We start from the raw sequence: 24,791 nt of genomic DNA, 5'->3' as shown, positions 1-24,791 counted from the left end.
ATTATCTGCTAATTTTACAGCTATTTTATTTATTTATTCATATTTTTATCTGTATTTTATGACTATTTAAACATTTATTCACTTTATCTTGAATTGAACAATGCTACTATCAGTTTTAACCATCGAACATAATATTGTACTTTTACGTTTTTCCTTCTATGATTAAGAAGACCTCTCTAAAAGATATTGCCCAGGCAGTAGGTGTTTCAACGGCGCTTGTTTCATACGTACTGAACAACCAGAAAGAGAACCGGATCAGCAAAGAGGTCGCCCGGAAAATCAGGCAGGTAGCGCAGGAACTGAATTATCAGCCGAATCAGATTGCGAAGAGTTTAAAGACCAGCAAAACCCGAACGCTGGGGTTAATTGTCGCTGATATTGCGAACCCGTTTTCGTCTTCAATGGCGCGCATTGTCGAGGATGAAGCCGACAGACAGGGATACACTGTTGTTTTTGGAAGTTCGGATGAAAACCCTCAAAAATGCCAGAAACTCATTACAACCTTGTTGAATCGGCAAGTGGATGGGTTATTGATAGCAGCCCCCGCGGGCACCGAGTCCCAGATCATGACGCTACAGAAACAGACCGTTCCCTTCGTCTTGATTGACCGCTATTTCCCCAGCCTGAAAACCAGTTATCTGGCGCTGGATAACTACCAGTCAACGTATGACGCCGTCCGGCATCTGGTCGATTCGGGCTACCAGCGAATCGGTCTCATTACGTTGAAAACCAGTCTTTTCCATATTACTGAACGAACCAGAGGCTATCAGTCAGCCCTTCAGGAGAATGGTCTGCCCTTTCAGAAAAGTCGGGTAAAGGAACTGAGTGGGAACAACCCAACTCCCGATGTAGCAAAAGCCATTCAGTTGCTTAGAACTGGCCAGGACCCCGTTGATGCCATTGTCTTTACTACGAATAGCCTGACGTTTTGGGGCTTAAAAGCGATTAAGTCCCAGCATATAAACCTACCCAGCGAGCTGGCCGTTGTGGGTTTCGACGAAACGGATGCCTACGAGTTATTCGATACGTCTATCACGTATATCCGACAGCCACTTCAGGAGATGGGGCAATTGGCAACCAAAATTCTATTGGAATCACTGAATCCGAACACCCCAATAACGCAGACAAACCTGAAAGCCACATTGGTCATTCAGGCGTCTACACAATCGCTGTCGGTACCAGCAGTTCAGTCCGCCGAATAGGGCCATTTCAGAAACAGTTCCTTGGTCTGCTTATCCCAGCGTCTTATCCTGTTCCAGTGGATTCTGATGAAAGATTTCTTCCAATCGGGCGAATAGCTCCGGATGTTTTTCCTGCAGTAGGTCGGGGCGTTTAAAAAAGTATTCAGACACGACAGCGAAGAATTCGGCTTCGTTCGTTATGCCGTACGGATTGATGTCGGAATGGTTGGCTTTAATGTCATTGATGCTCTTATGAATCAGTTGAAGCCAAGGCTTAATGTGATCTTTTTCAAGTAAATACGCGGGTGATCCATCAGTAGATCCATCGACTTTGTCAATCAGATGTACAAATTCATGAATACCCGTATTGCCCTTGCTGGTTTCGTTGGCAAAACCCTCATGTAGCGCCGGTTTCGACAGGACCATCGTACTTTGTAAAGCACCGCCTTCGCCCACCATGCCCAGGATATTACGTTCATCGCCCGTAGTTTGAAAATCGGTATTAAAGCGATCTTCGTAAAGCAATACGTTGGTTAGCGGGTAATACCAATCGTCGAAACCGAAAATGGGAATGATGGCACTGCTGGCAACCAGTACCTTATCGAGATCATCGACAGTCGTCCCAACGCCTTCGATTCGGATGTGGTGCAGAAAATGATTTACCCGTTCTTCGAACAACTTCTTTTTCTCGTCGCTTAGCGATCGATAGTAGGAAACGTGCTCATCCAGCAACTGTGGATAGTTGACAGGCAATGGCAAAGCATCCTGTTTTTTCTGGTTCAGATATCGCCAGCCAAGCCAGCCTACCAAAAGCACACCTACACTAATCAGGAGAATCATAGCTCATTTACTTTAACGCCTACGTTCGACTCAACTTTGATCAACGCCTGAATACCATCGGGCCTGATGGCTATTTTCTGAGGTGTAAATCGAAATGATTTAATGCCCAGATCCGTTTTTTCGCCCACACTTCCCTTTTCGAACGCCTGGCTAATAGCCTGAGGCAACGTAGCAATCTCATCATTCAACGGAATGGTCAACATACTTTCCAGTAATTTACGCAACCCATCGTGCCATATCGAACCACTACTTTTTGACAGCCTATTTTCGCTTGATGTATCAAAATCTAAATGCCTGACAAGCAACGTGTTGGTCAACGTATCGAACACAGGGCGCCCGCGTAGGTAAACCGGGCCGTCCAGTAATCCGCTCACGCTGGCCTTAACGATAAGCGTGCGTTGCCCACCGTACACCGTTATCTGTTTCACCGTAATAGCACCGAGCGCCATTTTTTTAGGCTGTCGGGTAATAGTCAGTGCCAGCATCCGATTGATATCAGCGTACGGAATAAAACTCATCACGTGCAAATCTGATGTTTGGGAAATGGTATCTCTTTTTTCCAGCTGAGGCAACTGCGTTTTCGTGTGCACCGGCGACTGAGGCTTTATTTCAGTTTGCGTTTCAACCGCAATCCGCAGGTGTGTCGTTAGCTGACGGGTATTGCCAGTGACCGGGCCTGCCGCTATACTGATCGGTTTGGGAACTAGCCAAAGGCCATACTCTTTGTTGATCAGTAGTGGTTGTTGCATATCGCGCCAAATGGGCGTCACCATCTGGTCGAGCCGCAAGTCGTTATAAACGGCCGAATCAATCATCGTCTCAATATCTTTCTTGTGTCGGTCGAGAATATTTTGAGCCAGTTTTTCCAGCGATACTTCTTTACCGAGAAGACGTAGCTCAGGCTTTACGATCCAGTGGTAATCCACAAATGTAGTATGGCTCGCCAGACGCCAGTTAGGCGTGACACGGATCGGCGTTTTGAAATCGACATGCAATGAACAAAAGGGCTTTCTTGGCGGGGTTGTGTCGCGGCTGAACGGCTTTGTCAGCCACATCTGAAGAGGTGCCGAAAGCTTTATCTGGTGATCGACATACTGGACCCGAACGTCACCCAACCGCTTTACCCGAAACGAGATAATGCCTTTCGATTTTCCCTCGCTGGTTTGTTTTCCTACCAGTACAGGGTCAAGTTCCTGATTAATTTTTTTCTGTAGCTCCTCCAGATCAAACGTGATCGGGCCAGCCAGATACGAGATCGTGGCCGGAATAGGCGGATCGAAACCCTCCGCTTTAGGCGGCTGAGTGGTAACGTTCTGGCATTGCGTCATCAAAAGCAGCAAAGCCAGGCCAGTGAATGGCTGGATTCTCCGTACTAATTTCATTAACGTGTAGTGACTACCACTTTCCGGCCTGCAACCTGAAGGGATTTACAGGTGATAAACTCCGATCGTTTCAGGTTGTTTTTATTATTGAATCGCAACGGATTAGATCATACGTCAGACATTCCAGGATGCATTGTGGGTAGCCTTCTAAGCCCTGAACAACGCAGAAAACATAAAGCCCCTCAACCGGATTTGGTTAAGGGGCCCCATAGTGCTTTACCTGTTTTATTGTTTCACCTGCACCGGCAGGTCTTCGAGTTGCGCATAACTAAGTTTCCAGACGTTGTCGGCCCCTTTTTTCCAGAGCAGAATAAAATTGCCTTCGCCATAGCCTTTGGCCTGCTGAGCGGTTTCGGGCAACACATCCACGGAGAACGTACCGGCTTCGTAGGCAGTTTGTGTATCAACCGCTGAGCTTACTACGTTGGTTTTCAGATCACTCAGACTCGGCAACGTGGCTTTCACCCATTTATCCGTCACTTCCGACTTACCTCTTAGGTGTTGGTCTCCCTGAAGGAAATTGACGTCATCGGCCAGTAAGGAAATGATCTTATCGGAATCTTTACTGTTCCAGGCGCCAATAAACTGCTGATTGAGCGCCTGAATATTCACGGCTTCTTCCTGCTTAGCGCAACCTGTAATTAAGGCCGCAGCAAGCATGGTCTGGATGATTAATTTCATAGCGTGTAGTTGATTATATGAATGGCATCGGCCGGGTTCTGGCGCATTACAACAGCACAGATTCCCGACCGATATTACGTTTATTACCAGCTTTTACGCCGGTATTGTGATGACGCATAGGGTGTTTCCGGATCACCATAAGACGGATTTGGCAGAAAAGCTGCGTTCAATACGTAGGAACTCGACGCTACGGCAACAGGTGCAGGAGCGGCAGGTGTTGCTGTAGCAGCAACAGGTTTACGAGCCACTGTTACCTGTGCCGGACGCGCTACGCCAAAACCGTGGGGAGGTGTAGCGGCAGCCAGCGCGGCAACCCGATCACGCTCGGCAGCGTCGGCCCGTTCGCGTTCACGTGCAGTCTCAGCCTGGGCAGCAGCCAACCGGGCGGCAGCTTTATTTTTGTTGTCTTTATTTTTACCGATGGCATAACCAGCCGCACCGCCAACAACACCACCAATCAGGCCACCCACCACACGATTGCGTTTGTTGATAATGGCACCGGCGGCACCGCCGGCAACCCCGCCAATCGTTGCGTCTTTAGCCTGTGGGCTCCACCGTTTCCGTTCTTGTGCTTCGGCAGATTGACTGAGCACGAAGCCAGTCAGTACCATAATTATGAGATAAGAATTGAGCGTTTTCATCGTCTTTTTCATTTAGGTTAAACTCGTGACAGGAATAAGACAAGCTAAATTCCAGAAGGTTTAGCCACGCATACTTACCTATTTAACCCCAACCCAGGACGATTGTTCGTGTTGATACATATAATTACGTTCCTCTAAGTCGATGCTTTTGCCATGATCAATGCAGAAAAATGGCTTGCCAATACGTAGTAACCGGCTTCGTCGCTGACAACAAATACCTTTGATTTTTCTGAGCATAGTCGGTGCCCGCCTGTCGTGCGTTACTTTTACGGTATGGAAACCAATCAAGTCTCTTCACAAATTTTGTCAAACCTGGGCATTGCGGCCTTGAACCCTATGCAGGAAGCGGCTCAAAAAGCCATTTTACAGGATAAAGATGTCTTTTTAATCGCTCCCACGGGTTCCGGCAAGACGCTTGGTTTTCTGTTACCGATACTCCAGTTGATTCAACCCAATCGTTCGTCGGTGCAATGCCTGGTACTGGCGCCTACCCGTGAACTGGCCCTGCAAATCGAGCAGGTATGGAAGAAAATGGCGACGGGCTACAAAGTGAATGTGTGCTACGGTGGTCATTCGATGGAGACCGAAATCAAGAATCTGAGCAATCCACCGGCGCTTCTGGTGGGAACGCCCGGACGCATTATGGATCACCTTTCACGCCGAACGTTTGCTTTAGACGGCATTCAAACGCTGGTGTTAGACGAGTTTGATAAGTCGCTGGAGCTGGGCTTTCACGATCAGATGGATTATATCATTGGGGGTTTACGCAACCTCAAAAAGCGCGTGCTGGTCTCAGCAACGTCGGGCATAAAAATTCCGGATTTTGCGGGTGTCCACTCCCCTACCAAATTGAATTTCAGCGCCGATGAAGACGTACCGAGTGGGCTAACCATGAAAGTGGTTATTTCAGAAGAGAAAGATAAAATCGATACGTTATTTAAACTGCTTTGTACCCTGAATTCTGAATCGGCCCTGATTTTCTGCAACCACCGGGATGCCGTCGAACGGACCAGTCAGTTGCTCAACGAACGGGGTATCTTTTCAACGTTTTATCATGGTGGCATGGATCAGGATGATCGGGAACGTGCCCTGATTCAGTTTCGAAATGGCAGTGTAACCTATCTGATCACCACTGACTTAGCGGCTCGAGGCCTGGATATCCCCGAAATGAACTACGTGATTCACTACCATTTGCCGATGCACGAACATGAGTTTGTGCACCGCAACGGACGGACCGCCCGCATGCACGCATCGGGAACGGCGTATTTGATTTTACACCCTAGCGAAGAGCGCCCCCCTTATCTACCCGACTCGCTCGAAGAGATCACGGTTTCGGGAAACAATCCACTACCGAAACCACCCCAATTTGTAACGATTTACATCAGTGGCGGCAAGAAAAACAAGCTTAATAAGGTTGACATTGTCGGCTTCTTCTCCCAGAAAGGCGGGCTCGAAAAAGGCGACCTCGGCCTTATCGACGTAAAGGATTTCATCTCGTTTGCTGCCGTGAAAACAACGAAAGTCAACGGACTACTGGAGAAAATCAGGGATGAAAAAATGAAAGGGAAGAAGTATAAAATTGAGGTAGCCCGGTAAACCAAAAGGCCCACTAATCGCGGGCCCTGATACGTATCAAAACAACTTTTCGTTTGGTGGTTTAACACCCTTCATTCGAATGTAAATAGTGCATTGGCCGCGGTGGTGGGTTTGGTGTTCGAAGGCTTTCGCCAGCACAACTTCGCGGCTCATCTCACGGGGACCCATTTTCACCATTTCGCCCAGTTGAGCGTCTGTCATTCCTTTGACCGCATCGATCATGAAATCATAGCTATCCAGAACAGCTTTGGTCAACGCAGCTTTCGTTTTGAATTCAGCCATTTCCTCCATTTTTTTACCCTGCATCGGATTCGTTTTCCCACTGGCGACTGCCCCGAAATTGTAGTTCGCATTCGCCAGATGAAGCATTTGCTCGGCAAAACTGCGAATTTCAGGCGTTGGTTTGAAGCCTACGCCATCTTCGGGCATAGCATCCAAATATTCTTTTGTGTACTCTTTGGCGCGTTGCCACTCAGCCGTCAGTTGCGAAACGGTCATCATGGGTCTGGCGGCCTCAACTGCCGAAAATGCCCATAGCACAGCTAGAATAGCTACTGTAAATCGAATTGGTAATTTCATGATCATAGGAATATTGGTTTGTACCTGAATTGTGTTACTCGTTTCAATAAGCATAACCCGTCAGAAAATTACCGCTGTCATTTATTTTACGGCGGTATGAAGACATTTTTTGTCACCGAAATAAAAGTTTAAAAGTCTAACTACAATCCATTTTCGCTTTTTATAACTGCCAGAAAATCAGCGATATTACCCATAAGAAAAGGAGCATATTTCGTAATTTTCTCGATGGGCCAATCCCACCAGCGTAGTTCCAGAAGTCGAGCGATGTCGGCATCGTCAAACCGTTTTCGAATCAATTTCGCTGGATTGCCACCCACGATAGTATAAGGTGGTACATCACGGGTGACAACTGAATAAGCACCAATTATGGCCCCGTCTCCAATCGTAATACCCGGCAAAATAGTGGCCCGATAACCAAGCCAAACGTCGTTTCCGACGACAGTATCTCCTTTTGTTGGGTACGTTTTTCCACCCATCGCCGTGGCCCAATCGCCACCAAACACGGCAAATGGGAAGGAACTGACGGCGTCGACCAAATGATTAGCACCGTTCATGATAAACTCAACGCCGGACGCAATCATGCAGAATTTCCCAATGGACAGGCGGTCGCCGGTAAAGTCGAACAAATAGCGAACATTTCGCTGAAAATTTCCAACCGACTCAAAATCATCGTAATACGTATAATCGCCAATCGTAATTTGTGGGTGGTCAACCACATTATTCAAAAAGCACAGGCGCTCATAACCAGCTAACGGAAAAACAGTAGATAGATTTGGTATATTCATACGTAGTATTGAACCCGTTTTGTATTTCAAAAAACATATGGCCGAAGAACTGCCACAAGGCAACCCTGACGTATTAAAAGAGCTGCTGATCTATAAAATGCCGTTCGGAAAATACAAAGATCGCCTGATCAAAGAATTACCGGTCTCGTATCTGGAGTGGTTCGCTCAGAAAGGATTTCCCCCAGGCAAATTGGGCATGTTGCTGCAAACTATGTACGAAATCCGGTTGAATGGATTGGAGTATTTGCTTCATGGTTTGAAAAACAAGCGATAAGCAGTAAGATCGTACTTGCGGTTGGGTTTCACTACGTTGCTTGACCGCTACGCTGTTTTCAGTTATATTTCTATCCACATGAATCTGTCCTTTTAGATGCCTTCCCGTCGTTCGTTCCTCCGCACCACTAGTCTGGCTCCGTTGCTTTCATTAACAACCAACCAGACAGCCCCTACACTCATAAAGCCTGCCAAGTTGCGCCCTGGTGATACAATCGGGTTGTTTTGCCCGGCGGCCCCGGCCTACAGCCACGAAACGGTAAAGATCACGCAGGAATCACTCCAGGCCCTGGGGTTTCAGACGAAACTCGGCCCCCATATTTACGACCGATATGGCTATCTGGCTGGGCGAGATGCCGACCGCGTCTCTGATCTGCACGCCTTCTTCAACGACCAGAGCGTCAAAGCCGTCATGGCTATCCACGGCGGCTGGGGCTGCGCCCGTCTTTTACCGCTCCTGGATTACGACCTGATTCAGCGCAACCCGAAAGTTCTGATCGGCTACAGCGACATTACGGCTTTACTACTGGCTATCTACGCCAAAACTGGCCTGGTGACTATGCACGGTCCTGTTGGGTCTGCAACGTTCAATACGTATACGGTTGATTGGTTCAGGCGAGTACTTATGGAAGGCGAAACCGTGACCATGCGCAACCCTACCGACAAGGGCGATAACCTCACACAAACGCAGGACCGGATCACCACCATCCGGCCAGGTCTGGCGCGTGGACGACTGGTTGGCGGCAACCTCACCGTACTGAGTCATCTGGTTGGATCGCCGTATCTGCCCGACTGGAAAAATACCATTCTATTTCTCGAAGACACACATGAGGATATTTACCGCATGGACCGGATGTTTACCCAACTGAAACTGGCGGGCATTCTGAATCAGATAGCGGGTTTTGTTTTCGGCAAATGCAGCGACTGCGGTCCAGGCAACGGTAGCTACGGTTCACTCACGCTGGATGACGTACTGACCGAATATATTATTCCTCTGGATAAGCCTGCCTATTCTGGCGCTACGATTGGTCATATCAGCAATAAGTTCACGGTTCCGCTAGGCATCGATACTGAAATTGACGCGACTGCGGGCACAATACGTTTGCTGGAATCGGCGGTTAGTTAACTATTCGAATTGGTTTTTCAGGCAAGCCTACCCGCCTTATCCCACTTGTTTACCGAGATTTTTCAGGGCAATTCATCCGGCCGGTTGCCTGATGCAGAAGACTTATCTATCGTGTTGAACAGGTTGATCAAACTGGCCTGCTCTTCTTTGGTGGCCATACCTATAAATTGAGCGGCTACGCAAAATACATACTGCTCTAGTAAGGAAATAAACGGTATATCGGCAGACATTAATTTGATCGTTACCGCGCCGAAAGCGCTTAGAATAACGAAAGTAACAGATTTATTTTTAGTGAGTTACATTCTAAAAATTAAACTTATATTAATCATTCGTTCAACGTAGAGGCTACCTTACGATGGGGTAGACGCAGTAAGTGCCATCATGGCTTGTGCCCGTTCATTTAACTGATTTATAATCTGGGTATGAACGGCCAGCTTTCTAAAATCCTCTCTGGTATATGCTTGTTTACACGAATCAAGCTGACTCAGATCCTGCATCAGATTTGTTAACTCGGTTTCCATTGTACACAATAGCGCCGTGAGTTGGTCCATCGGACATTGGCTACTCATGCCTTGACTCTCAGCCCGAAGGCTTTTTGTACAATAGGATGACAAATGGGTATAGTAGGTCTGGAAGGTTGATACTGCGTCAATCCAGTCTGATAAATTTGTCTTATAAGTTAATGCACCCAATGAGTCTGGTCTAATTCGAAATGATTTGCGTGCCATACATGTCTTGTTTAATCTTTACGCCTGTCCGTTCGCAATATATTAAACAAACTATTTTATTATTTAATTATTCATATAATAAATTTTATTATTAATTGATCATTAGCTTGAGTTTAACTAGTACTAGACTTTTATATATATTAACTTTTATATCTATGACGTATTATGGTACGTTATAGCTGATTAAAAACAATTATGATACCAAATATTAGTATTATTAAACTTAATTAGCAAGTTTGAGTTAACTTTTTTTATAAAGAAACATAATTTTAACTAATTAAAACATTTTACTGAAATTTAAGTAACATTTAGCAATGCCATTCTCTACTATCAGTACACGTATTAGTAGAAATCGATCTTTCCCTTTCAGGAACGTAAATTATGATAACCTGTTAAATCAGCTCAACGATCAGCTTGTGGGCTCCTTCAAAGAAGCTTTCGCACAAGCTATAGCATGAAGAAAATAGGTGAGACAATATCTCACCCTTTCTGGCCTTTTACTTAACGTCTAAAAGTTCGGTTGCAGTTAGCTCCTGCGATAGGCATTGAGCCAGTGAAACAGCTACTCATTAAGGCAACACCTTTACCCGAACAACCGAAAACGATCGGGGCGCCAACGTCAGCGAGAGGGCTTTCTTCTTCACATCAACCGCAATTTGCTGCTCTACCGGACTCACATTGGTCGCATTTTCAAACGAGTTTACGGCGTCGAGTACGTTATTTTTCAGTAGCGTTAGTTTACCGTTTGCCGCCAGTTTTTTAACGCCATCGAGTTGAATAATACGTACCTGCGCTTTGTTCGATACGTTAGCTACTTTTAGGATCACCTCATTTGTGGCTTTGTCCCAGGCGGCTGATGCATACAGACTATCCTGCCCGGCCAGGGGCGAATTTTCCTGGGTCAAGTTCAATACGTTCGTGCCCTTGTTAATCGAATACAGTTTCTGAACGTAGTAATTGGGTGTGCCATATACGCGCAGGTTGTCTACCCAAATAAGGTCAGGCGTCCATTGCCAACCGTCCGCATGAGCAAACAAGGGCGCATATGACGCCATGTTCACAACAGCCGCGTTACGTTCGAGACCCGTCATAAAAGCGGCTTCGGACAGGGCGCACTGCCAGTTATTTTTATTATCTACACTGACGGTTTTGTCGCTCTGAGCGGCCCATTCACCCGCAAATACCTTGGACCCTTTACGTGGGTAACTGTCATACCGGCTGGCGTTCTGCAGAAACCATTCCGGCCGACGGTAATAATGCTCGTCGATCAGGTCCGCTTTCATGTCGCGTAACTTGCCATTCAGAAAGTCGAATCGTTCGCCGTTGGGATCGGTGCCCGAACTGCAAACCAGCCGCATAGCCGGGTATTTGTCTTTGATTACCTTCTGAAAAACCGCCAGCCGTTCGATGTATTGAGGACCCCAGTTTTCGTTTCCAACCCCTAGAAACTTCAGATTGAAGGGTTTAGGATGACCGAGATCGGCCCTCACTTTTCCCCATTTCGTTGATACGTCACCATTGGCAAATTCGATCAGGTCAACGGCATCCTGCACGTACGGGTCGAGTTGGTCCATCGGCACCAGCTCGGCGGTGTTGAACTGACACGCCATCCCGCAATTAAGAATCGGCAATGGCTCGGCTCCGATGTCTTCGCAGAGTTGGAAATACTCCAGAAAGCCTAAGCCAAACGTCTGGAAATAATCAGGAGCCGGACGATGACCAAACTCAAAATTCCAGCGGTTAATGATCAGTTGCCGATCTTCAGCCGGACCAAGCGTTTTTTTCCACTGATACCGTTGGTCAAGATCGTATCCTTCGACAATACAGCCACCCGGAAACCGCACAAATCCCGGTTTCATGTCGGCCAGCATCTGAATCATATCCGCCCGCATACCACCGGGACGGCCTTTCCAGGTATCTTCGGGAAAGAGCGAAATCATGTCCAGATCCACTACGCCCGTTCCCTCGAACCATACGCGTAATTTGCCTTTTTGTTCGCCCGCCGTCGATTTAAAACTGACCTGCTGCTTGTGCCAGCCTTTGTCTGTCTGTTCAGGCGTCAATATACCTGAGCCAATCACCTCATCTTTGGCATTGAGTAAATCAACGTGAAGTTTGGCATTCCCTGACTGTACGCGGCACAGCACCGAAAAATCGTAGCGCAGACCCGACTTTATCCCCATCCCCCGAAACCCTTCGTTGGTCAAACTCAGGCCGCCCTGGCTGGCGTTGTTGGCCGTAATCCGAACGTAGCGTGGATTGCTAGTCTGTTTATCCTGCCGGTTCTGCACCAGGATGTCGCCTTCGGTACGTTTACTCCCCTCAACTTTCCAGCCCATGAGTGGCTTAAAAAACTCAAACGAGCGATTCTTGACCATCTCGGCGTAGATACCGCCATCGGCTCCAAAGTTGATATCTTCGAAAAACACGCCCCACATCGTCGGCTGAATGTCGGCAATGGGTTGTGCTACGTTCACTCGCAAAATGGGCGCTGGCTGGGCTTGCCCGAGAAATGGGTTGATCGTTACGAGCAAGCTGGCGGCAATAGAAAAAATCTTTTTCTGTAACATATAGGGTTATGCGTTGAATTAGTGATAAGCATAGTCTCCAAACTGGAGCGCCAGCCCGGTACGCTCAACATGAATCACCTATTCACTACGTGGCAACCATACCTTCATAGGATCGACGCCCCGGTTCGACCAGGTGTAGTAGGGAATCGCGACCAGCGTAAGCTTGCTTCCCGACTGTCCGGTTAATGGCACGGTTCCCGTGATGACGTTGACGCCACCCAGCAGGTTGTCTTTCTTTTCGATACGTAGCTGGGCGGTATCGGGCAGTGTAATGTCAGCCACTTTATTCTGATTATCAATACCTTCTACGCAATAAACCACCGGGCCGTATTCTAACGACACCAACCCTTTATCGTCTTTTACGGCCTCATTGGCGACGACTCGTCGAATGCTCATGGGCAACTTGAGTTCAATTACATCGCCTTTCTTCCATTGACGCGTAATATCTGCATACCCGTTGGTGATGGCGGGTTGTACGGCTTTGCCGTTGACCGTCAGCGTTATGGGTGTTGTGGTGTGATTAGTAAAGCTGTACAGATTTCCCGGTAGCACCTCGTTTTGCGTCCAGCCGGGAATACGAACTTTTACAGTGAAACTGGCCTGCTTCGCTGGGTTCACCCCAATTCTGATCGCCCCATTCCAGGGATATTCGGTCTGCTGTTCAATGTTTACAGCCAGTTTATTTAGCATTACCTGCGCTTTGTTGGATGCAAACAGATTGATGTAAAGTTTGTCGTTCTGGGTAGCGTAAATCAGGTTCGGCACCGATGGCACGAAACGTACTAAATTGGTTGGGCAACACGAGCAATCGAACCAGGGTTGCCGGGTACTGGCGCCAAAGTTGAACTTGTATTCGCCATCCGATTCCAGTGGATTCGGGTAGAAAAACTGGTCGCCACTCAGCGAAATGCCCGAAATCAAGCCATTGTAGAGGGTGCGCTCGATCACATCGTAATATTTAGACTCACCGGTAAGCATAAACAACCGCTGATTCCAGTACACATCGCCGATGGACGCGCAGGTTTCGTTGTAGGCCGTTTTGTTGGGAAGTTCATAATTGTCACCGAAGGATTCGCCCTCGTGCCGCGAACCGATACCACCCGTGATGTACATCTTCTTATTTACCGTATTCTCCCAAAGCGCTTTAATGGCATTCAGGTAGGTTTTGTCGTTGTACAAAGCCGCTACGTCGGTCATGCCCGCATACATGTAGACGCCCCGTACCGCATGCCCAACCACTTCATCCTGCTGAGTCACAGGCTTATGGTCCTGGCTGTAGGGACCGTATAGTTTGTGCGTCGTCGAATCGCCCCGAACGTCGAGAAAGAATTTGGCCAGCTTCAGGTAGTCTTCCTTTTGAGTAATGTTATAAAGTTTAATAAGGCCTGTTTCCACAATCTGGTGTCCAGGAGGAGCCTTCCGTTTGCCCGGTTCCAGACCAAAGGTTTTAACCAGTAAATCGGCATTTTTAAGGGCGATGTCCAGAAAATTCCGCTTGTTGGTCGCTACGTAGTGCGTGGCGGCTGCTTCGTACAAATGTCCGGCGTTATAAAGCTCGTGGCTCATACTTTCGCTTTCCCAACGCGGCCCCGGTTTCACCCATTTGGCCGGTGGATTATTAGGGTCGATGGTGTGCCAGGTCGTGAGGTAGCCGTCAGGTTCCTGTCCAACTTTAATAATGGCGATAATCGAGTCTACATACGTTTCCAGCTTTTTGTCGGGCGAACTGATGAGCGAATTAGAAGCCCCTTCAATGAGTTTATAGACATCCGTATCGTCGAAGGGCATAGCACCCCGCGTTTTGCCTTTCATTTTGCCGCCCGCAATCAGAAAGTTATCCATCCGCCCTTCTTTATACGACTTATCGAAACCAAACGGAATGGTTGTTTTCTGGACTGTCTTGATTTTAGGCAACCAGAACTTATCCGTCAATTCGACGTGGTTGATTGGTACGGCGGCAATCGGGTATCCTTTCAGAGAGACCTGCCCCATGCACTCATAAGCACTTGAAGTCAATAAAAGGGCAAAAACGACTTTTTTCATGTTAGGCTGATTAAACTACTGTATAACAGTGAGTTTTAGCCCAGCGCGAATGGTAAAGATCCGTTGCGCTGAGTTTTAACCCAATGTTGCAAATGCTTAAAATCAAAGAAAGTGTAATGTTGACACAATTATAAAAAAGTAAAACCAATTCTCCAAATAGTTCTATAAATCAACTACGGAGTAAAATTGTATTCAAAAGCCTAAAGATTGGCAAAGTCATTTTAACCTTCCCCCATAATATCGGCAGAAAGGGCCGTTACAGTTTCCCACGAAAAAGGGAGCCATAGGGTTCGAAAGCTGTCGAACACTTCGGTAGCAGCTTCGCAGGGAAACAGCTTATAATCAAATTTGGGGAAATCGTTGGCCATGTAGCCGGGGTAGTAATACGCTTTTTGCTGAAGTCGGGCGTGGTTGATTTTCAGTAGCATCAGGTATTTACCCAGGCTATATTTACGATAGTCGGGGTGGTAAAAATTCATAATGCCGGCAATACTTTGTGCACCATTGTCGAAAATACCAGCGGCAATCAGTCGGTTTTCATCCCGCACTTCGATGACGTACGTATCAAACATGTTGTAGGTGGCTCCATCAAACAGGCAGGCTTCAACCGAGTTGGGAGCGTCGAAATTTATGGCTTCTTTATAGATCGCATAGAGCGTCTCCAGTTCTTCTGACAGCGCTAACGGTTTAATAGCCACAGAGAACTTTTCGTTGCTTCGCAACAGCCTGAGTTGCTTTGCTCCGTATCTGACATTCGCCAGGACAAGACGTAGCCAATGTACGGAGCATACCCGGTAGTCAAAAAGGACGGCATTGCAGGTGAAAATCTCCTGATGCATCCGAAAATAACCCCGACTCAGACATAGATCTAACTTACTTCCTTTCATCGCTCAGCACGCCTTTCTTCTACGGTTATCAATTAGCAGCAAGTTAAAGTCAAATCTTCAATTGGGCGTCAATCTGATCCAATACGTACTTAAAATCAGTTGGCTTGTTGGCATAATCGAGCGCATTCACGTCCAGAACCAGTACGGGGCCAAATTGATAGGAAGCCACAAACTCTTCGTAGAGCTGGTTCAGGCTGGTCAAATACTCGTCGCTGATACGTTGCTCATACGACCGCCCACGCTTCTGGATCTGTTCGCGAAGTTTAGGCAGACTGGCTCGTAAATAAATCATAAGGTCCGGGGGACGAACGAGGCTCATCATGTTCGCAAATAAATGTTGATACGTATCATAGTCGCGCTCGGTCATGCTGGCATTTTGATAGAGGTTACGGGCAAAAATAGCCGCATCTTCATAAATCGTTCGATCCTGCACAACCGTCTTCGGATGAGATGCGACTCGATTCGCCTGCTGGATATCCATGATTTTTTTAACCTGAGCGAATCGACTGTTCAGGAAATAGATTTGCAGATTAAATGACCAGCGTGGCATATCGTCATAAAAATCAGCCAGATACGGATTTCCTTCAACGGCTTCGTATAATACTTCCCAGCCATAATGAGCGGCCAGTTGCTCAGCCAGCGTTGTTTTTCCAGCCCCAATATTTCCGGTGATGGCGATGTGCATAATAGTCGTCAGTCGTCAGGCAATAAGTCGTAAGTGCTGCGCAAATTATACCTTATACATTACAACTTACTACTACTATTGACTAACGGCTGACGACTAATCACTGTTTTGGTTTAATTTTGTATATCTACTTATCATCGGGATAAACGATAAACGTTGCTTTTGCTAATGAAACCGTACCGCGTCCTTCTTTATTATATCTATTCACCCATCGAAAACCCCGAGCAATATCGCGAGGAGCATCATTTGCTATGTCTCCAGTTGAATCTGCTGGGACGTATTATTGTGGCCCCCGAAGGGTTGAACGGAACCGTATCGGGCCTGACCGCTGATTGTGAAGCGTACATGGCCGCGCTGCATGCTGATCCGCGTTTCGCCGGGATTGAGTTTAAGGTAGACGAAGCCGATGGGCACACATTTCAGAAACTGCACGTGCGGGTAAAAGCCGAGATTGTTCACTCCGAACTAGGCGTCAATCCACTTCGTCAAACCGGCATTCACCTCGAACCGGAGGAATTTCGGCAGCTCAAAAACGATCCCGACGTTGTGCTGGTCGATATGCGGTCGAACTACGAACACGAGGTTGGAAAGTTTAAAGGGGCCATTACGTTCGATATGGAAAACCTGCGCGAACTCCCCGAGCATGTGGCCGAAATCGAGCATCTGAAAAACTCGGGCAAAAAAATTGTTACCTATTGCACGGGCGGTATCAAGTGCGAAAAAGCATCGGCTTACTTGCTCGCTCAGGGATTCGAGAATGTGTATCAGCTCCACGGCGGTATCATCAAATATGGCATGGAAGCCGGTGGCGAAGATTTTGACGGCGAGTGCTACGTGTTCGACAACCGCGTAACGGTGCCCGTTAACCACATCAATCCGGCCATTGTATCGACCTGCTACCGGTGCGGAACCCCTACCAGCCGGATGATCAACTGCGCCAGCCCGCTCTGCAATAACCATATTACGCTCTGCGAAAACTGCGGTCACGAGCACGGCGGCACCTGCACCGACGATTGCAAACAGGACCCCAATATCCGTGCTTACGACGGTACGGGTTATTACGGCAAGCAAACCCAAAGCTACTCCCCCATTCAGGGTTACAAGAGTCGGCAGGGGCAACGGGTAGAGGTAGCACTCGGTAGTGAATAAACCGGATGCTACCAATCCATTAGCGATACCACTTTCCTTTGATATTATCCAGGTATTTCTGACCGGAACCGGTGTTCAACAGCAATACGTGCTCATCGGGCTGAAGCCATCCTTGGTGCAATAATTTCTTCGTGGCAGCCCAAATCGCTCCGCCTTCGGGAGCGGCAAAAATGCCCTCGTAACGAGCCAGCTCACTGACGCCTTCCAGCATGTCGTCTTCCGATACGGCAAGGGCCGTCCCTCCCGACTCACGTAGTACATTGAGCATCAGAGGTTCACCAATGGGGCGTGGTACGGCCAGACCGTTGGCAAGTGTTGGTTTGCCAATGTACTGTTTGCTGTTGGTCTGTTTCCCCAGATACGTATCAACCACGGGGGCGCAGTTCTCGGCCTGCACGGCCACCATCCGCGGAAGCTTCTGTTCTTGCGCCAGCCAGCCTAGTGCTTTCATTTCGTGGAAGGCTTTCCAGATGCCAATCAGTCCCGTTCCGCCACCGGTTGGGTACATGATCACATCCGGCAATTGCCAATCCAGTTGTTCAGCAATCTCGTAGCCCATCGTTTTTTTCCCTTCCAGCCGATACGGTTCTTTCAGCGTCGATACGTCAAAATAGCTCCCTTGCTGCATTAATTCCTGCACTTTAACGGCGCAATCATTGATCAGGCCATCGACCAGAATAAGTTGAGCGCCATAGCCAATACACTCTTCCTTAAACGCTTCGGGTGTGTGGCGTGGCATAACCACAACGGCGTCTAAACCCGCCCGAGCGCAGTAGGCCGCCATAGCTACACCCGCATTGCCCGCCGTTGGGATAATGCAGGCAACTTCGCCGTTTTCTTTGGCTTTCGAGATCGCCATACACAATCCCCTCGCCTTGAACGAGCCAGTTGGATTAAGGCCTTCATCTTTTAGCGTAAGGCGTTTAAATCCGTGATTACTAGCTAATCGATTGAGGGTTAAGAGGGGCGTAAATCCTTCGCCTAAACTAATCTGATTTTCGGGTTGAATAACGGGCAACAACTCTTCGTAGCGCCAGAGCGACTTGCTACGTGTTACTAAATCGGCTTTCTGGAGGACGCTTCGATCCAGCGAATAGGTACACAAAAGAGGAGCCTGGCAACAATTAGAGAGGGTTTGACGGATGAGTGCGTCGTGGACCGACCCGCATTGCGAACAATGCAAATCGCTTAAAAGTGATGAAGTTATGACAAGGCTCATGGTTGTATTTTTCCCGAAAAGTGCCGGTTAACAACATATGAAGCAAATATCGTTTTGGCATGAGTTATTCCTTTATGGAATAATGGCGTTGCATAAATTGAATAAAAGCGCTGACGAGCCGACTGTTTTCCGTTCCTTTCCGCTGAATAAAGTAGAAAGTACGCTGAATGGGCAAGTCCTGAATGGGCACTTCTACCAATTCTCCGGCCAGTAATTCTTTCAAAATAGCCCGCTTGGGTAAAAAAGCAAGACAGGTATCGGCCAGCACGAAGTTTTTTAAGGCTTCCGTACCACCCAGTCGAATCAGGATACGTAGCGCTGACAGAGCAATGCCTCGCTTACTCAACACATCTTCCATGATAGCCAGTGTACCCGATCCATTCTCCCGTACCGCCAGTGGAATAGTAGGTAGGTCGTCTATGGTAAGCGTTCGACCACGTAGCGGACTCCGGGCTGAGCAGACCGCCAGCACATCGTCGGTCATAAACGGGGTATAGACGAGCGTGTTGATTCGGGTCAGTCCTTCAACAATTCCAATGTCAATATCGTGAGCCAGCAGGGCATTCTGAATATTCGTTGAATTGCGGTTCAGTACGTTGATCTGAATGTTAGGGTATCGGTTCAGGTAAGCCGAGAGAACCGGTGGCAATACGTATAAACTGATGGTCGTGCTCGCACCAATGGCCAGTTTGGTAGGTGGCGAAAAGTCCTCATTGATTTGCTGTAGTTCCTGATGCAAATCTTCCTGTAGCTGATTAGCTTCCAGCAATTTAGCATACAATGCCTGCCCGGTTTGCGTCAGACTTATGCTGTTACCGTGTCGCTCAAACAGTCCTGTTTTGTAAAAATACTCCAACGATTTGATCTGCTTGCTGATCGCCGACTGGCTGAGGAATAACGTCTGGCTGGCTTTGGTAAAGCTTAACAAACGGGCCACTTCCATGAAAATCAGGTGGCGGGATGAGAGCATGTTTTTTTTTGCTGAGAAGTAGCCTCAAAGATAACGCAACTCAATAAACATAATATAATCGAATCAGGATGACATAGCCGTGCCACGGTTTTAAACCGTGGCACGGCTATGTCATCCTGATTCGATTATTCCCAGCTATCCAGACCCAGCAACTTCCGGCCCAGTGGGGAAAGTTCGGCGGTTTGGTAACGCTCCTTTTCCCAGTTGCGCGGGTCGCCGGGAAACGCGTAGCCCTCAGGAGCCTGCCGATCGCGCCAGGACGTAATGCGCCACTGCCGCAGGGCTTCGTTATCTTCTTCGGCGGGCATCATGGAAATGTATTGCGCCATTCTTACTTTATCGGTGGAGAGATTCGGGCGAATGCCGTGCGGTTGCGTACTGTTAAAAATCAGCAGGTCGCCCGCTTCCATTTTCACCTTCACGAAGTCGAAACCCGCGGTATCAGGTTTGAACCGGTTGCGGTCGGCGGGTTGGGTTAATTTCCAGGTGTCGTAGGTTCGGTAGAGTTCGGGCAGGCACTGAAAACCACCCATGTTCTCGTCGGTCTGATCGGCCAGTGCCAGCACGCCCTGTACGTTCTGCGGACGGGTTTCAGGGTCATAATCCCAGTGAATAAATCCTTTGAATTCGTAACCCGGCCGAACGGGCAAGTTCAGGTTGGCGCGGTCGATGGTCACCCACAATTTCTCGGTTCCCCAGATGTCAACAAACGCATCGTACACGCGTGGGTACTGCCGGTTATCCCATTCGTATTGGTGGTTATACAGTTCAACCATACCGCTGTTGGTCAACTCTTTCATTTTCATTTCGGCGCGGGGTGGCGCATACCAGGTCGTCTGATCGTTCGGGTCTTTTTCCTCAAACTCCCACAGAAAACTGGCGAGTCGATCGGCCTGCTCTTTGGGAACGGCCTGTTTAATTACAATGTATCCGTTGTGTTTCCAGAATTGCCAGTCGGCTTCCGACAGCACACGTAGCGGTTTCTGGTTTGAGCGGTCGTTTAAGTGGATTTTGCTGCTGGTGGCGGTGGATGGGTTTCCCGGAATGTGTTTATGTGCATTATCGGGAATCATTGTCGAAGCCATCGCGGCAGGCTTACCTGTGGGTTGCATCGTTTCCATTAGCGATTAGGATGTTAAGGTGTTTTTATTGAATCAAAGGTAGTTAGCCACGCCACTACGTTTCCACATCAATACTGGCCGTTTTTTGCACTATATTGCTCTAAACTCAGGGTATAGTTATAATTTATGGGCAAGTCTGATAAAAAATTATACCACAGAGATGCACGGAGATACACAGAGGATTTGACATAATCATTTCTCTGTGAAACTCTATCCTCCTCCGCTATCTCTGTGTTAAAGTGTTTAAAACCCTTTTCCTATGAAGCTGGCTTTAGAGCAAATTCGACCCGATACGGACAGCTCCTTTCATATCCTGCTAACGCCCCGGCTGAGCGATGTTTTCCTGTGGCATTATCATCCCGAATACGAAATTGTGTACATTACCGGAGCCAACGGAACCCGGCACGTGGGGGATCATATATCACGCTATGAAGGAAGTGATCTGGTATTCATCGGACCAAATATCCCGCACCTCAACTTCGATTACGGCGTCAAAACCGACCACCGAAAAGTGGTCGTTCAGTTAAAGGAATCGTTCCTGGGCGATCAGTTCTGGCAGGCACCGGAGTTTTCAGCCATTGCCCGGCTATTCGAGATGGCCCGAACCGGCATTTCGTTTCACGGCGAAACCAAACGTACTGTTGGCGAACGACTCGAAGCTTTGGCAACGCTCCCGCCTTTCGAGCGAATCATGGCGCTGCTGACCATTTTCCAGCAATTAGCGACCAGCACTGACGTAACGTTTCTACATGGTAAAACCGTTACGAACGCCTACAATCTGAAAGAGCAGCAGCGATTGAAACGAACGTATCAATTTATTGAGGACAACTACCAGCGCAAACTCGACATCGCCGAAGTGGCCGCCCTGACGAACCTGACAATCGCTGCTTTCTGCCGGTATTTCAAACGCATGACTCACCTGACGTTCACGCAGTTTCTGAACCAGTATCGCATCAGTCAGGCGCAGAAATTGCTTATCCTCGACAGCAACGTAACAGAGGCCTGCTTCGCCAGTGGCTTCGAAAGCTTATCCTATTTCAACAAGATTTTCCGGCGCGTAACGGGCGAGAATCCCCTACAGTTTAAGAAACGACATCAAGTCTGAACGTAACGCAACGAATCCAGTTGCGGGCTTGAACACACAAATTTCATCTACACCTTGCCCGTATTTGCGTAGTTTAGCGTTATTAATAGTCAATACTCCACAATTCATGGCTGAGCAAAAGCCCCTTATTTTAGTTACGAATGACGATGGCATCACGGCCCACGGCATTCGAACGCTCGTTGAGTTAATGAAGCAGTTAGGCACGGTCGTCGTGGTGGCCCCTAATAGTCCGCAATCGGGTATGGGTCACGCCATTACGATTTCCAATCCGATACGTCTCTACCCGTCCGATATTTATGGCGATGTGCCGGCATACGAATGTTCGGGAACACCTGCCGATTGCGTAAAACTGGCCAAACACCACGTATTAAAAGATCGCGCTCCCGATCTGGTCGTCAGCGGCATCAACCACGGCAGCAATTCGTCCATCAGTATTCTTTATTCGGGAACGATGTCGGCGGCCATCGAAGCGGCTATTGAGGGCATTCCGGCCATTGGTTTCTCACTCGGCGACTTCACCCGACAACCCGATTTTTCGCATACACACGAACATATTCTGTCCATCTCCCGTAACGTACTGGAACGAGGGCTGAAACGTGGAACAGCCCTGAACGTCAACTTTCCGGCTCGCACGGCCGAGCCTTTGCAAGGCATCAGGATTTGTCGGCAGGCCAACGCCAAATGGCAGGAGGTGTTCGATGAACGACGCGATCCAAACGGTCGTCGGTATTTCTGGCTGGCGGGCGATTTCGTCAATTTCGATACCCACGCCGAAGACACCGACGAGTACGCACTGTCGCAGAACTACATATCTGTTGTTCCCTGCCAATACGACCTCACGGCCTACGGCATGATGGACGAATTGACGAACTGGCAACTGTAATTATTAATGATAAATGATGAATGATGAATGATTGTGAGAGCAGTTGTTCATCATTAATCATTCATAATCGCACCGGCGACCCGGTCATCATTCAGCAATGGCTTTACTAGGTAACTTGCTCAAAAACGGGATTCGATTATCGAATGTCGTGAGACTGCGGAAGTTCAACGCCCTTCGGCAACAACGCAAAGTATTTCGTAAACTCATCCGCAAGGCTCAGTTTACGAAGTTCGGGGCAACGTACCATTTTGATGACCTGCTCCGCTCGGCCGAATTTGGCACCGACAAGGAGTTCTATTCGAAATACAAGGAATACGTGCCTATCCACGACTACAACAAGATGTTCGATGGGTGGTGGAAGCAAACGCTGGCGGGTGAGAAAAATGTGGCCTGGCCGGGTAAAGTAAAGTATTTTGCTCTTAGTTCCGGTACGTCAGAAGCCGCTACGAAATATATTCCGGTAACGAAGGCCATGTCGAAAGCCATCCAGCGAACCAGCATTCGCCAGATTCTGACACTCGGAAAATATCAGAATCTCCCCTCGACGCTCTACGAAAAAGGCTGTTTGATGCTCGGCGGAAGCACCGATCTGAATGCCCGGGAAGGTCATTTTGAAGGCGACTTGAGCGGCATCACGGCCAGCAGGCTCCCGCTCTGGTTCGAGCGGTTCTACAAGCCCGGCCGCGACATTGCGCAGGAGCGCGACTGGGCCCATAAGCTAGATGAAATCACGGAACAGGCGGCCAGTTGGGACATCGGCTACGTAGTGGGTGTGCCTGCCTGGATTCAGTTGCTGATGGAAAAAATCATTGCCCGCTACAACGTCAAAACCATCCACGACATCTGGCCGAATCTCATGGTTTTTTGTCATGGGGGCGTATCGTTCGAGCCGTATCGGCAGGGGTTCGAGAAGCTCCTCGCCCACCCTATTACGTACATTGAAACGTACCTGGCATCCGAAGGTTTCATCGCCTACCAGACCCATCCCGACGCGGAGGGCATGCAACTGGTATTGAACAACGGCCTGTTTTTTGAATTTATCCCGTTCAATGAGCAGAACTTCTCACCCGATGGCGAACTGGTTCAGAAGCCGCAAACCCTGATGATTGATGAAGTTGAAGAAGGAAAAGAATATGCCCTTTTGCTTTCGACCTGCTCCGGGGCCTGGCGGTATCTGATCGGTGATACGATTCGGTTTGTGGACAAAAAAAGCGCCGAAATCGTCATTACGGGCCGTACCAAGCATTTTTTGAGCATGTGTGGCGAACACCTTTCCGTCGATAACATGAACAAAGCTATCGAGATGGTGTCCGACGAATTAAACATTTCTATTCGTGAATTTACGGTAGCGGGCGTAGCCCACGATACGTTGTTTGCCCACCATTGGTACATCGGTACGAACGACCAGGTGGACGCAAACGAACTCCGCAACCGTCTTGACGCCAAACTTAAGGAACTCAACGACGACTACGCCGTTGAACGCAAACACGCGTTGAAAGATATTTCTGTGACGGTCCTTCCCACTAAAACGTTTTATGACTGGATGGAATCAAGGGGCAAAATGGGCGGCCAGAACAAATTCCCGAGAGTATTGAAAAAGGGACTAATTGGAGAATGGGAAGGGTTTTTAAAGAAATGATGAATTATGAATGATAAATGATGCTGGACTTTAACATCATTTATCATTCATAATTCATCATTGAAGTTCTTACCAGTTCAGCGCTTTCGACAGAGGCTCCAATAAACGATTGTAGGCAATATTAGCGGCTCCGATCAGGAAAACAACACCCGTTACCCGGTTGAAAATGACGACAACCCGGGGTGTGAAAAGGCGTTTCAGGCGGTTGGCATAATAGGCCAGCGCGTTTTCGGTTGCGAAGATGCCGACCAGAGCCGCAATCATAAATCCATATTGCTGTGCCTCTGAATAGTGTAGATGTGAGCGGATATAGGCCACAATAGCCACCCAGGCCACGAAGTTGACGGGATTCAGGGCATTCAGGAAAAAACCAGTCGTGAAGTAATATACAAAATTACCCAGCCGCGTTTTTGGGTAAGCCAGCCGGGGCGTTCCTTTCACAATGTTCATGATTCCGAGGATGACGAGAAAGAGCACCCCAACGGCGGCCATGATATTTTCAAAACCCTGCACTTTGGGAATAAAAGACGTACCAATTAAGGCCGCAATCACAAAGATGATATCCCCCGCAATTACGCCCAGAACCATTTTAAATCCAGAGCGAAATCCATTGTCCACACTGTTCTGAATCAGGGCAAAAAATACCGTTCCGAACGTCAGACAAAGGCCTACACCCAGCAAAAAACCAAAAACAATCGGTAAGAACAC

General features: G+C 48.2%; 24 protein-coding genes. 8 read left to right on the top strand and 16 right to left on the bottom strand.

The genetic code is table 11. The annotated features are described in order from the left end of the window. The first annotated feature begins 158 nt into the window (after positions 1-158). A complete protein-coding gene (locus BM202_RS30365; RefSeq protein ID WP_093833321.1) occupies positions 159-1,202 on the top strand; it encodes a LacI family DNA-binding transcriptional regulator in 1,044 nt (347 codons plus the stop codon). Between the two features lie 30 nt (positions 1,203-1,232). Here BM202_RS30365 and BM202_RS30360 read toward each other — a convergent pair whose 3' ends face one another. From BM202_RS30360 to BM202_RS30345, 4 genes are all read right to left on the bottom strand, one after another. Next, positions 1,233-2,021, bottom strand: a complete 789-nt coding sequence (locus BM202_RS30360; protein WP_093833319.1) for a M90 family metallopeptidase — start codon at positions 2,019-2,021, stop codon at positions 1,233-1,235. Continuing rightward, the gene (locus BM202_RS30355) at positions 2,018-3,403 is read right to left on the bottom strand and encodes a DUF4403 family protein (protein WP_093833317.1); all 1,386 of its coding nucleotides are present in this window, start codon (positions 3,401-3,403) and stop codon (positions 2,018-2,020) included. The genes BM202_RS30360 and BM202_RS30355 overlap by 4 nt, the downstream gene beginning before the upstream one ends. A gap of 225 nt (positions 3,404-3,628) precedes the next feature. Beyond that, positions 3,629-4,084, bottom strand: coding sequence for a YybH family protein (locus BM202_RS30350; protein ID WP_093833315.1), 456 nt, complete (start codon positions 4,082-4,084; stop codon positions 3,629-3,631). Positions 4,085-4,167: 83 nt separating this feature from the next. Then, positions 4,168-4,725, bottom strand: coding sequence for a glycine zipper domain-containing protein (locus tag BM202_RS30345; protein WP_093833368.1), 558 nt, complete (start codon positions 4,723-4,725; stop codon positions 4,168-4,170). 273 nt (positions 4,726-4,998) lie between these two features. Here BM202_RS30345 and BM202_RS30340 point away from each other — a divergent pair, with 273 nt between their 5' ends. Continuing rightward, positions 4,999-6,321, top strand: a complete 1,323-nt coding sequence (locus tag BM202_RS30340) for a DEAD/DEAH box helicase (protein WP_093833313.1) — start codon at positions 4,999-5,001, stop codon at positions 6,319-6,321. A 36-nt stretch (positions 6,322-6,357) separates the two neighbouring features. Here BM202_RS30340 and BM202_RS30335 read toward each other — a convergent pair whose 3' ends face one another. Both BM202_RS30335 and BM202_RS30330 read right to left on the bottom strand, forming a co-directional pair. Next, complete coding sequence (locus BM202_RS30335; RefSeq protein ID WP_093833366.1) at positions 6,358-6,900, bottom strand: DinB family protein; 543 nt, start codon at positions 6,898-6,900, stop codon at positions 6,358-6,360. Positions 6,901-7,040: 140 nt separating this feature from the next. After that, a complete protein-coding gene (locus BM202_RS30330; RefSeq protein WP_093833311.1) occupies positions 7,041-7,685 on the bottom strand; it encodes a CatB-related O-acetyltransferase in 645 nt (214 codons plus the stop codon). A gap of 37 nt (positions 7,686-7,722) precedes the next feature. Between BM202_RS30330 and BM202_RS30325 the strand changes: the two genes are divergently transcribed. Together BM202_RS30325 and BM202_RS30320 are read left to right on the top strand one after the other, a co-directional pair. Beyond that, positions 7,723-7,959 (top strand): DUF3820 family protein, encoded by a 237-nt coding sequence (locus BM202_RS30325; protein WP_093833309.1) that lies wholly within the window; start codon positions 7,723-7,725, stop codon positions 7,957-7,959. Between the two features lie 96 nt (positions 7,960-8,055). Further along, positions 8,056-9,084: a S66 peptidase family protein gene (locus BM202_RS30320; protein ID WP_093833307.1), complete on the top strand. Its 1,029-nt coding sequence runs from the start codon at positions 8,056-8,058 to the stop codon at positions 9,082-9,084. 62 nt (positions 9,085-9,146) lie between these two features. Here the strand turns inward: BM202_RS30320 and BM202_RS37535 are convergent, their stop codons facing one another. The 6 genes from BM202_RS37535 to BM202_RS30295 all read right to left on the bottom strand — a co-directional run bounded on the left by BM202_RS37535 (position 9,147) and on the right by BM202_RS30295 (position 15,997). After that, a complete protein-coding gene (locus BM202_RS37535) occupies positions 9,147-9,314 on the bottom strand; it encodes a hypothetical protein (protein ID WP_177236738.1) in 168 nt (55 codons plus the stop codon). Positions 9,315-9,434: 120 nt separating this feature from the next. Further along, entirely contained in the window at positions 9,435-9,635 is a 201-nt protein-coding gene (locus BM202_RS37530; RefSeq protein ID WP_093833305.1) for a hypothetical protein, read from the bottom strand. 746 nt (positions 9,636-10,381) lie between these two features. After that, complete coding sequence (locus BM202_RS30310) at positions 10,382-12,382, bottom strand: alpha-L-arabinofuranosidase C-terminal domain-containing protein (protein ID WP_093833303.1); 2,001 nt, start codon at positions 12,380-12,382, stop codon at positions 10,382-10,384. Positions 12,383-12,460: 78 nt separating this feature from the next. Next, positions 12,461-14,425, bottom strand: coding sequence for a glycoside hydrolase family 127 protein (locus BM202_RS30305; protein WP_093833301.1), 1,965 nt, complete (start codon positions 14,423-14,425; stop codon positions 12,461-12,463). Between the two features lie 221 nt (positions 14,426-14,646). Beyond that, positions 14,647-15,312: an arginine-tRNA-protein transferase gene (locus BM202_RS30300; RefSeq protein WP_093833299.1), complete on the bottom strand. Its 666-nt coding sequence runs from the start codon at positions 15,310-15,312 to the stop codon at positions 14,647-14,649. Between the two features lie 49 nt (positions 15,313-15,361). Further along, positions 15,362-15,997 (bottom strand): deoxynucleoside kinase, encoded by a 636-nt coding sequence (locus BM202_RS30295; protein WP_093833297.1) that lies wholly within the window; start codon positions 15,995-15,997, stop codon positions 15,362-15,364. Positions 15,998-16,165: 168 nt separating this feature from the next. Here BM202_RS30295 and trhO point away from each other — a divergent pair, with 168 nt between their 5' ends. Beyond that, on the top strand, positions 16,166-17,146 hold the full coding sequence (gene trhO / locus BM202_RS30290) for an oxygen-dependent tRNA uridine(34) hydroxylase TrhO (protein ID WP_093833295.1): 981 nt from the start codon (positions 16,166-16,168) through the stop codon (positions 17,144-17,146). 19 nt (positions 17,147-17,165) lie between these two features. Here the strand turns inward: trhO and BM202_RS30285 are convergent, their stop codons facing one another. From BM202_RS30285 to BM202_RS30275, 3 genes are all read right to left on the bottom strand, one after another. Next, positions 17,166-18,365: a threonine synthase gene (locus BM202_RS30285; protein WP_093833293.1), complete on the bottom strand. Its 1,200-nt coding sequence runs from the start codon at positions 18,363-18,365 to the stop codon at positions 17,166-17,168. A 64-nt stretch (positions 18,366-18,429) separates the two neighbouring features. Further along, positions 18,430-19,335 (bottom strand): LysR substrate-binding domain-containing protein, encoded by a 906-nt coding sequence (locus BM202_RS30280; RefSeq protein ID WP_093833291.1) that lies wholly within the window; start codon positions 19,333-19,335, stop codon positions 18,430-18,432. Positions 19,336-19,460: 125 nt separating this feature from the next. Then, on the bottom strand, positions 19,461-20,447 hold the full coding sequence (locus BM202_RS30275) for a phytanoyl-CoA dioxygenase family protein (RefSeq protein ID WP_218160626.1): 987 nt from the start codon (positions 20,445-20,447) through the stop codon (positions 19,461-19,463). Positions 20,448-20,715: 268 nt separating this feature from the next. Between BM202_RS30275 and BM202_RS30270 the strand changes: the two genes are divergently transcribed. The 3 genes from BM202_RS30270 to BM202_RS30260 all read left to right on the top strand — a co-directional run bounded on the left by BM202_RS30270 (position 20,716) and on the right by BM202_RS30260 (position 24,083). Further along, the gene (locus tag BM202_RS30270) at positions 20,716-21,561 is read left to right on the top strand and encodes an AraC family transcriptional regulator (RefSeq protein WP_093833289.1); all 846 of its coding nucleotides are present in this window, start codon (positions 20,716-20,718) and stop codon (positions 21,559-21,561) included. 106 nt (positions 21,562-21,667) lie between these two features. Then, entirely contained in the window at positions 21,668-22,444 is a 777-nt protein-coding gene (surE, locus tag BM202_RS30265; protein ID WP_093833287.1) for a 5'/3'-nucleotidase SurE, read from the top strand. Positions 22,445-22,541: 97 nt separating this feature from the next. Further along, positions 22,542-24,083, top strand: coding sequence for a GH3 family acyl-acid amido synthetase (locus tag BM202_RS30260; RefSeq protein WP_093833285.1), 1,542 nt, complete (start codon positions 22,542-22,544; stop codon positions 24,081-24,083). A 69-nt stretch (positions 24,084-24,152) separates the two neighbouring features. Here BM202_RS30260 and BM202_RS30255 read toward each other — a convergent pair whose 3' ends face one another. Then, a complete protein-coding gene (locus tag BM202_RS30255; RefSeq protein ID WP_093833283.1) occupies positions 24,153-24,791 on the bottom strand; it encodes a LysE family translocator in 639 nt (212 codons plus the stop codon).

Origin of the sequence: Spirosoma endophyticum (assembly GCF_900112365.1) — a bacterium.
GTDB lineage: Bacteria > Bacteroidota > Bacteroidia > Cytophagales > Spirosomataceae > Spirosoma > Spirosoma endophyticum.
The sequence above is the reverse complement of the archived record's forward strand: the minus strand, read 5'-3'. Positions and strand labels throughout refer to the sequence as shown.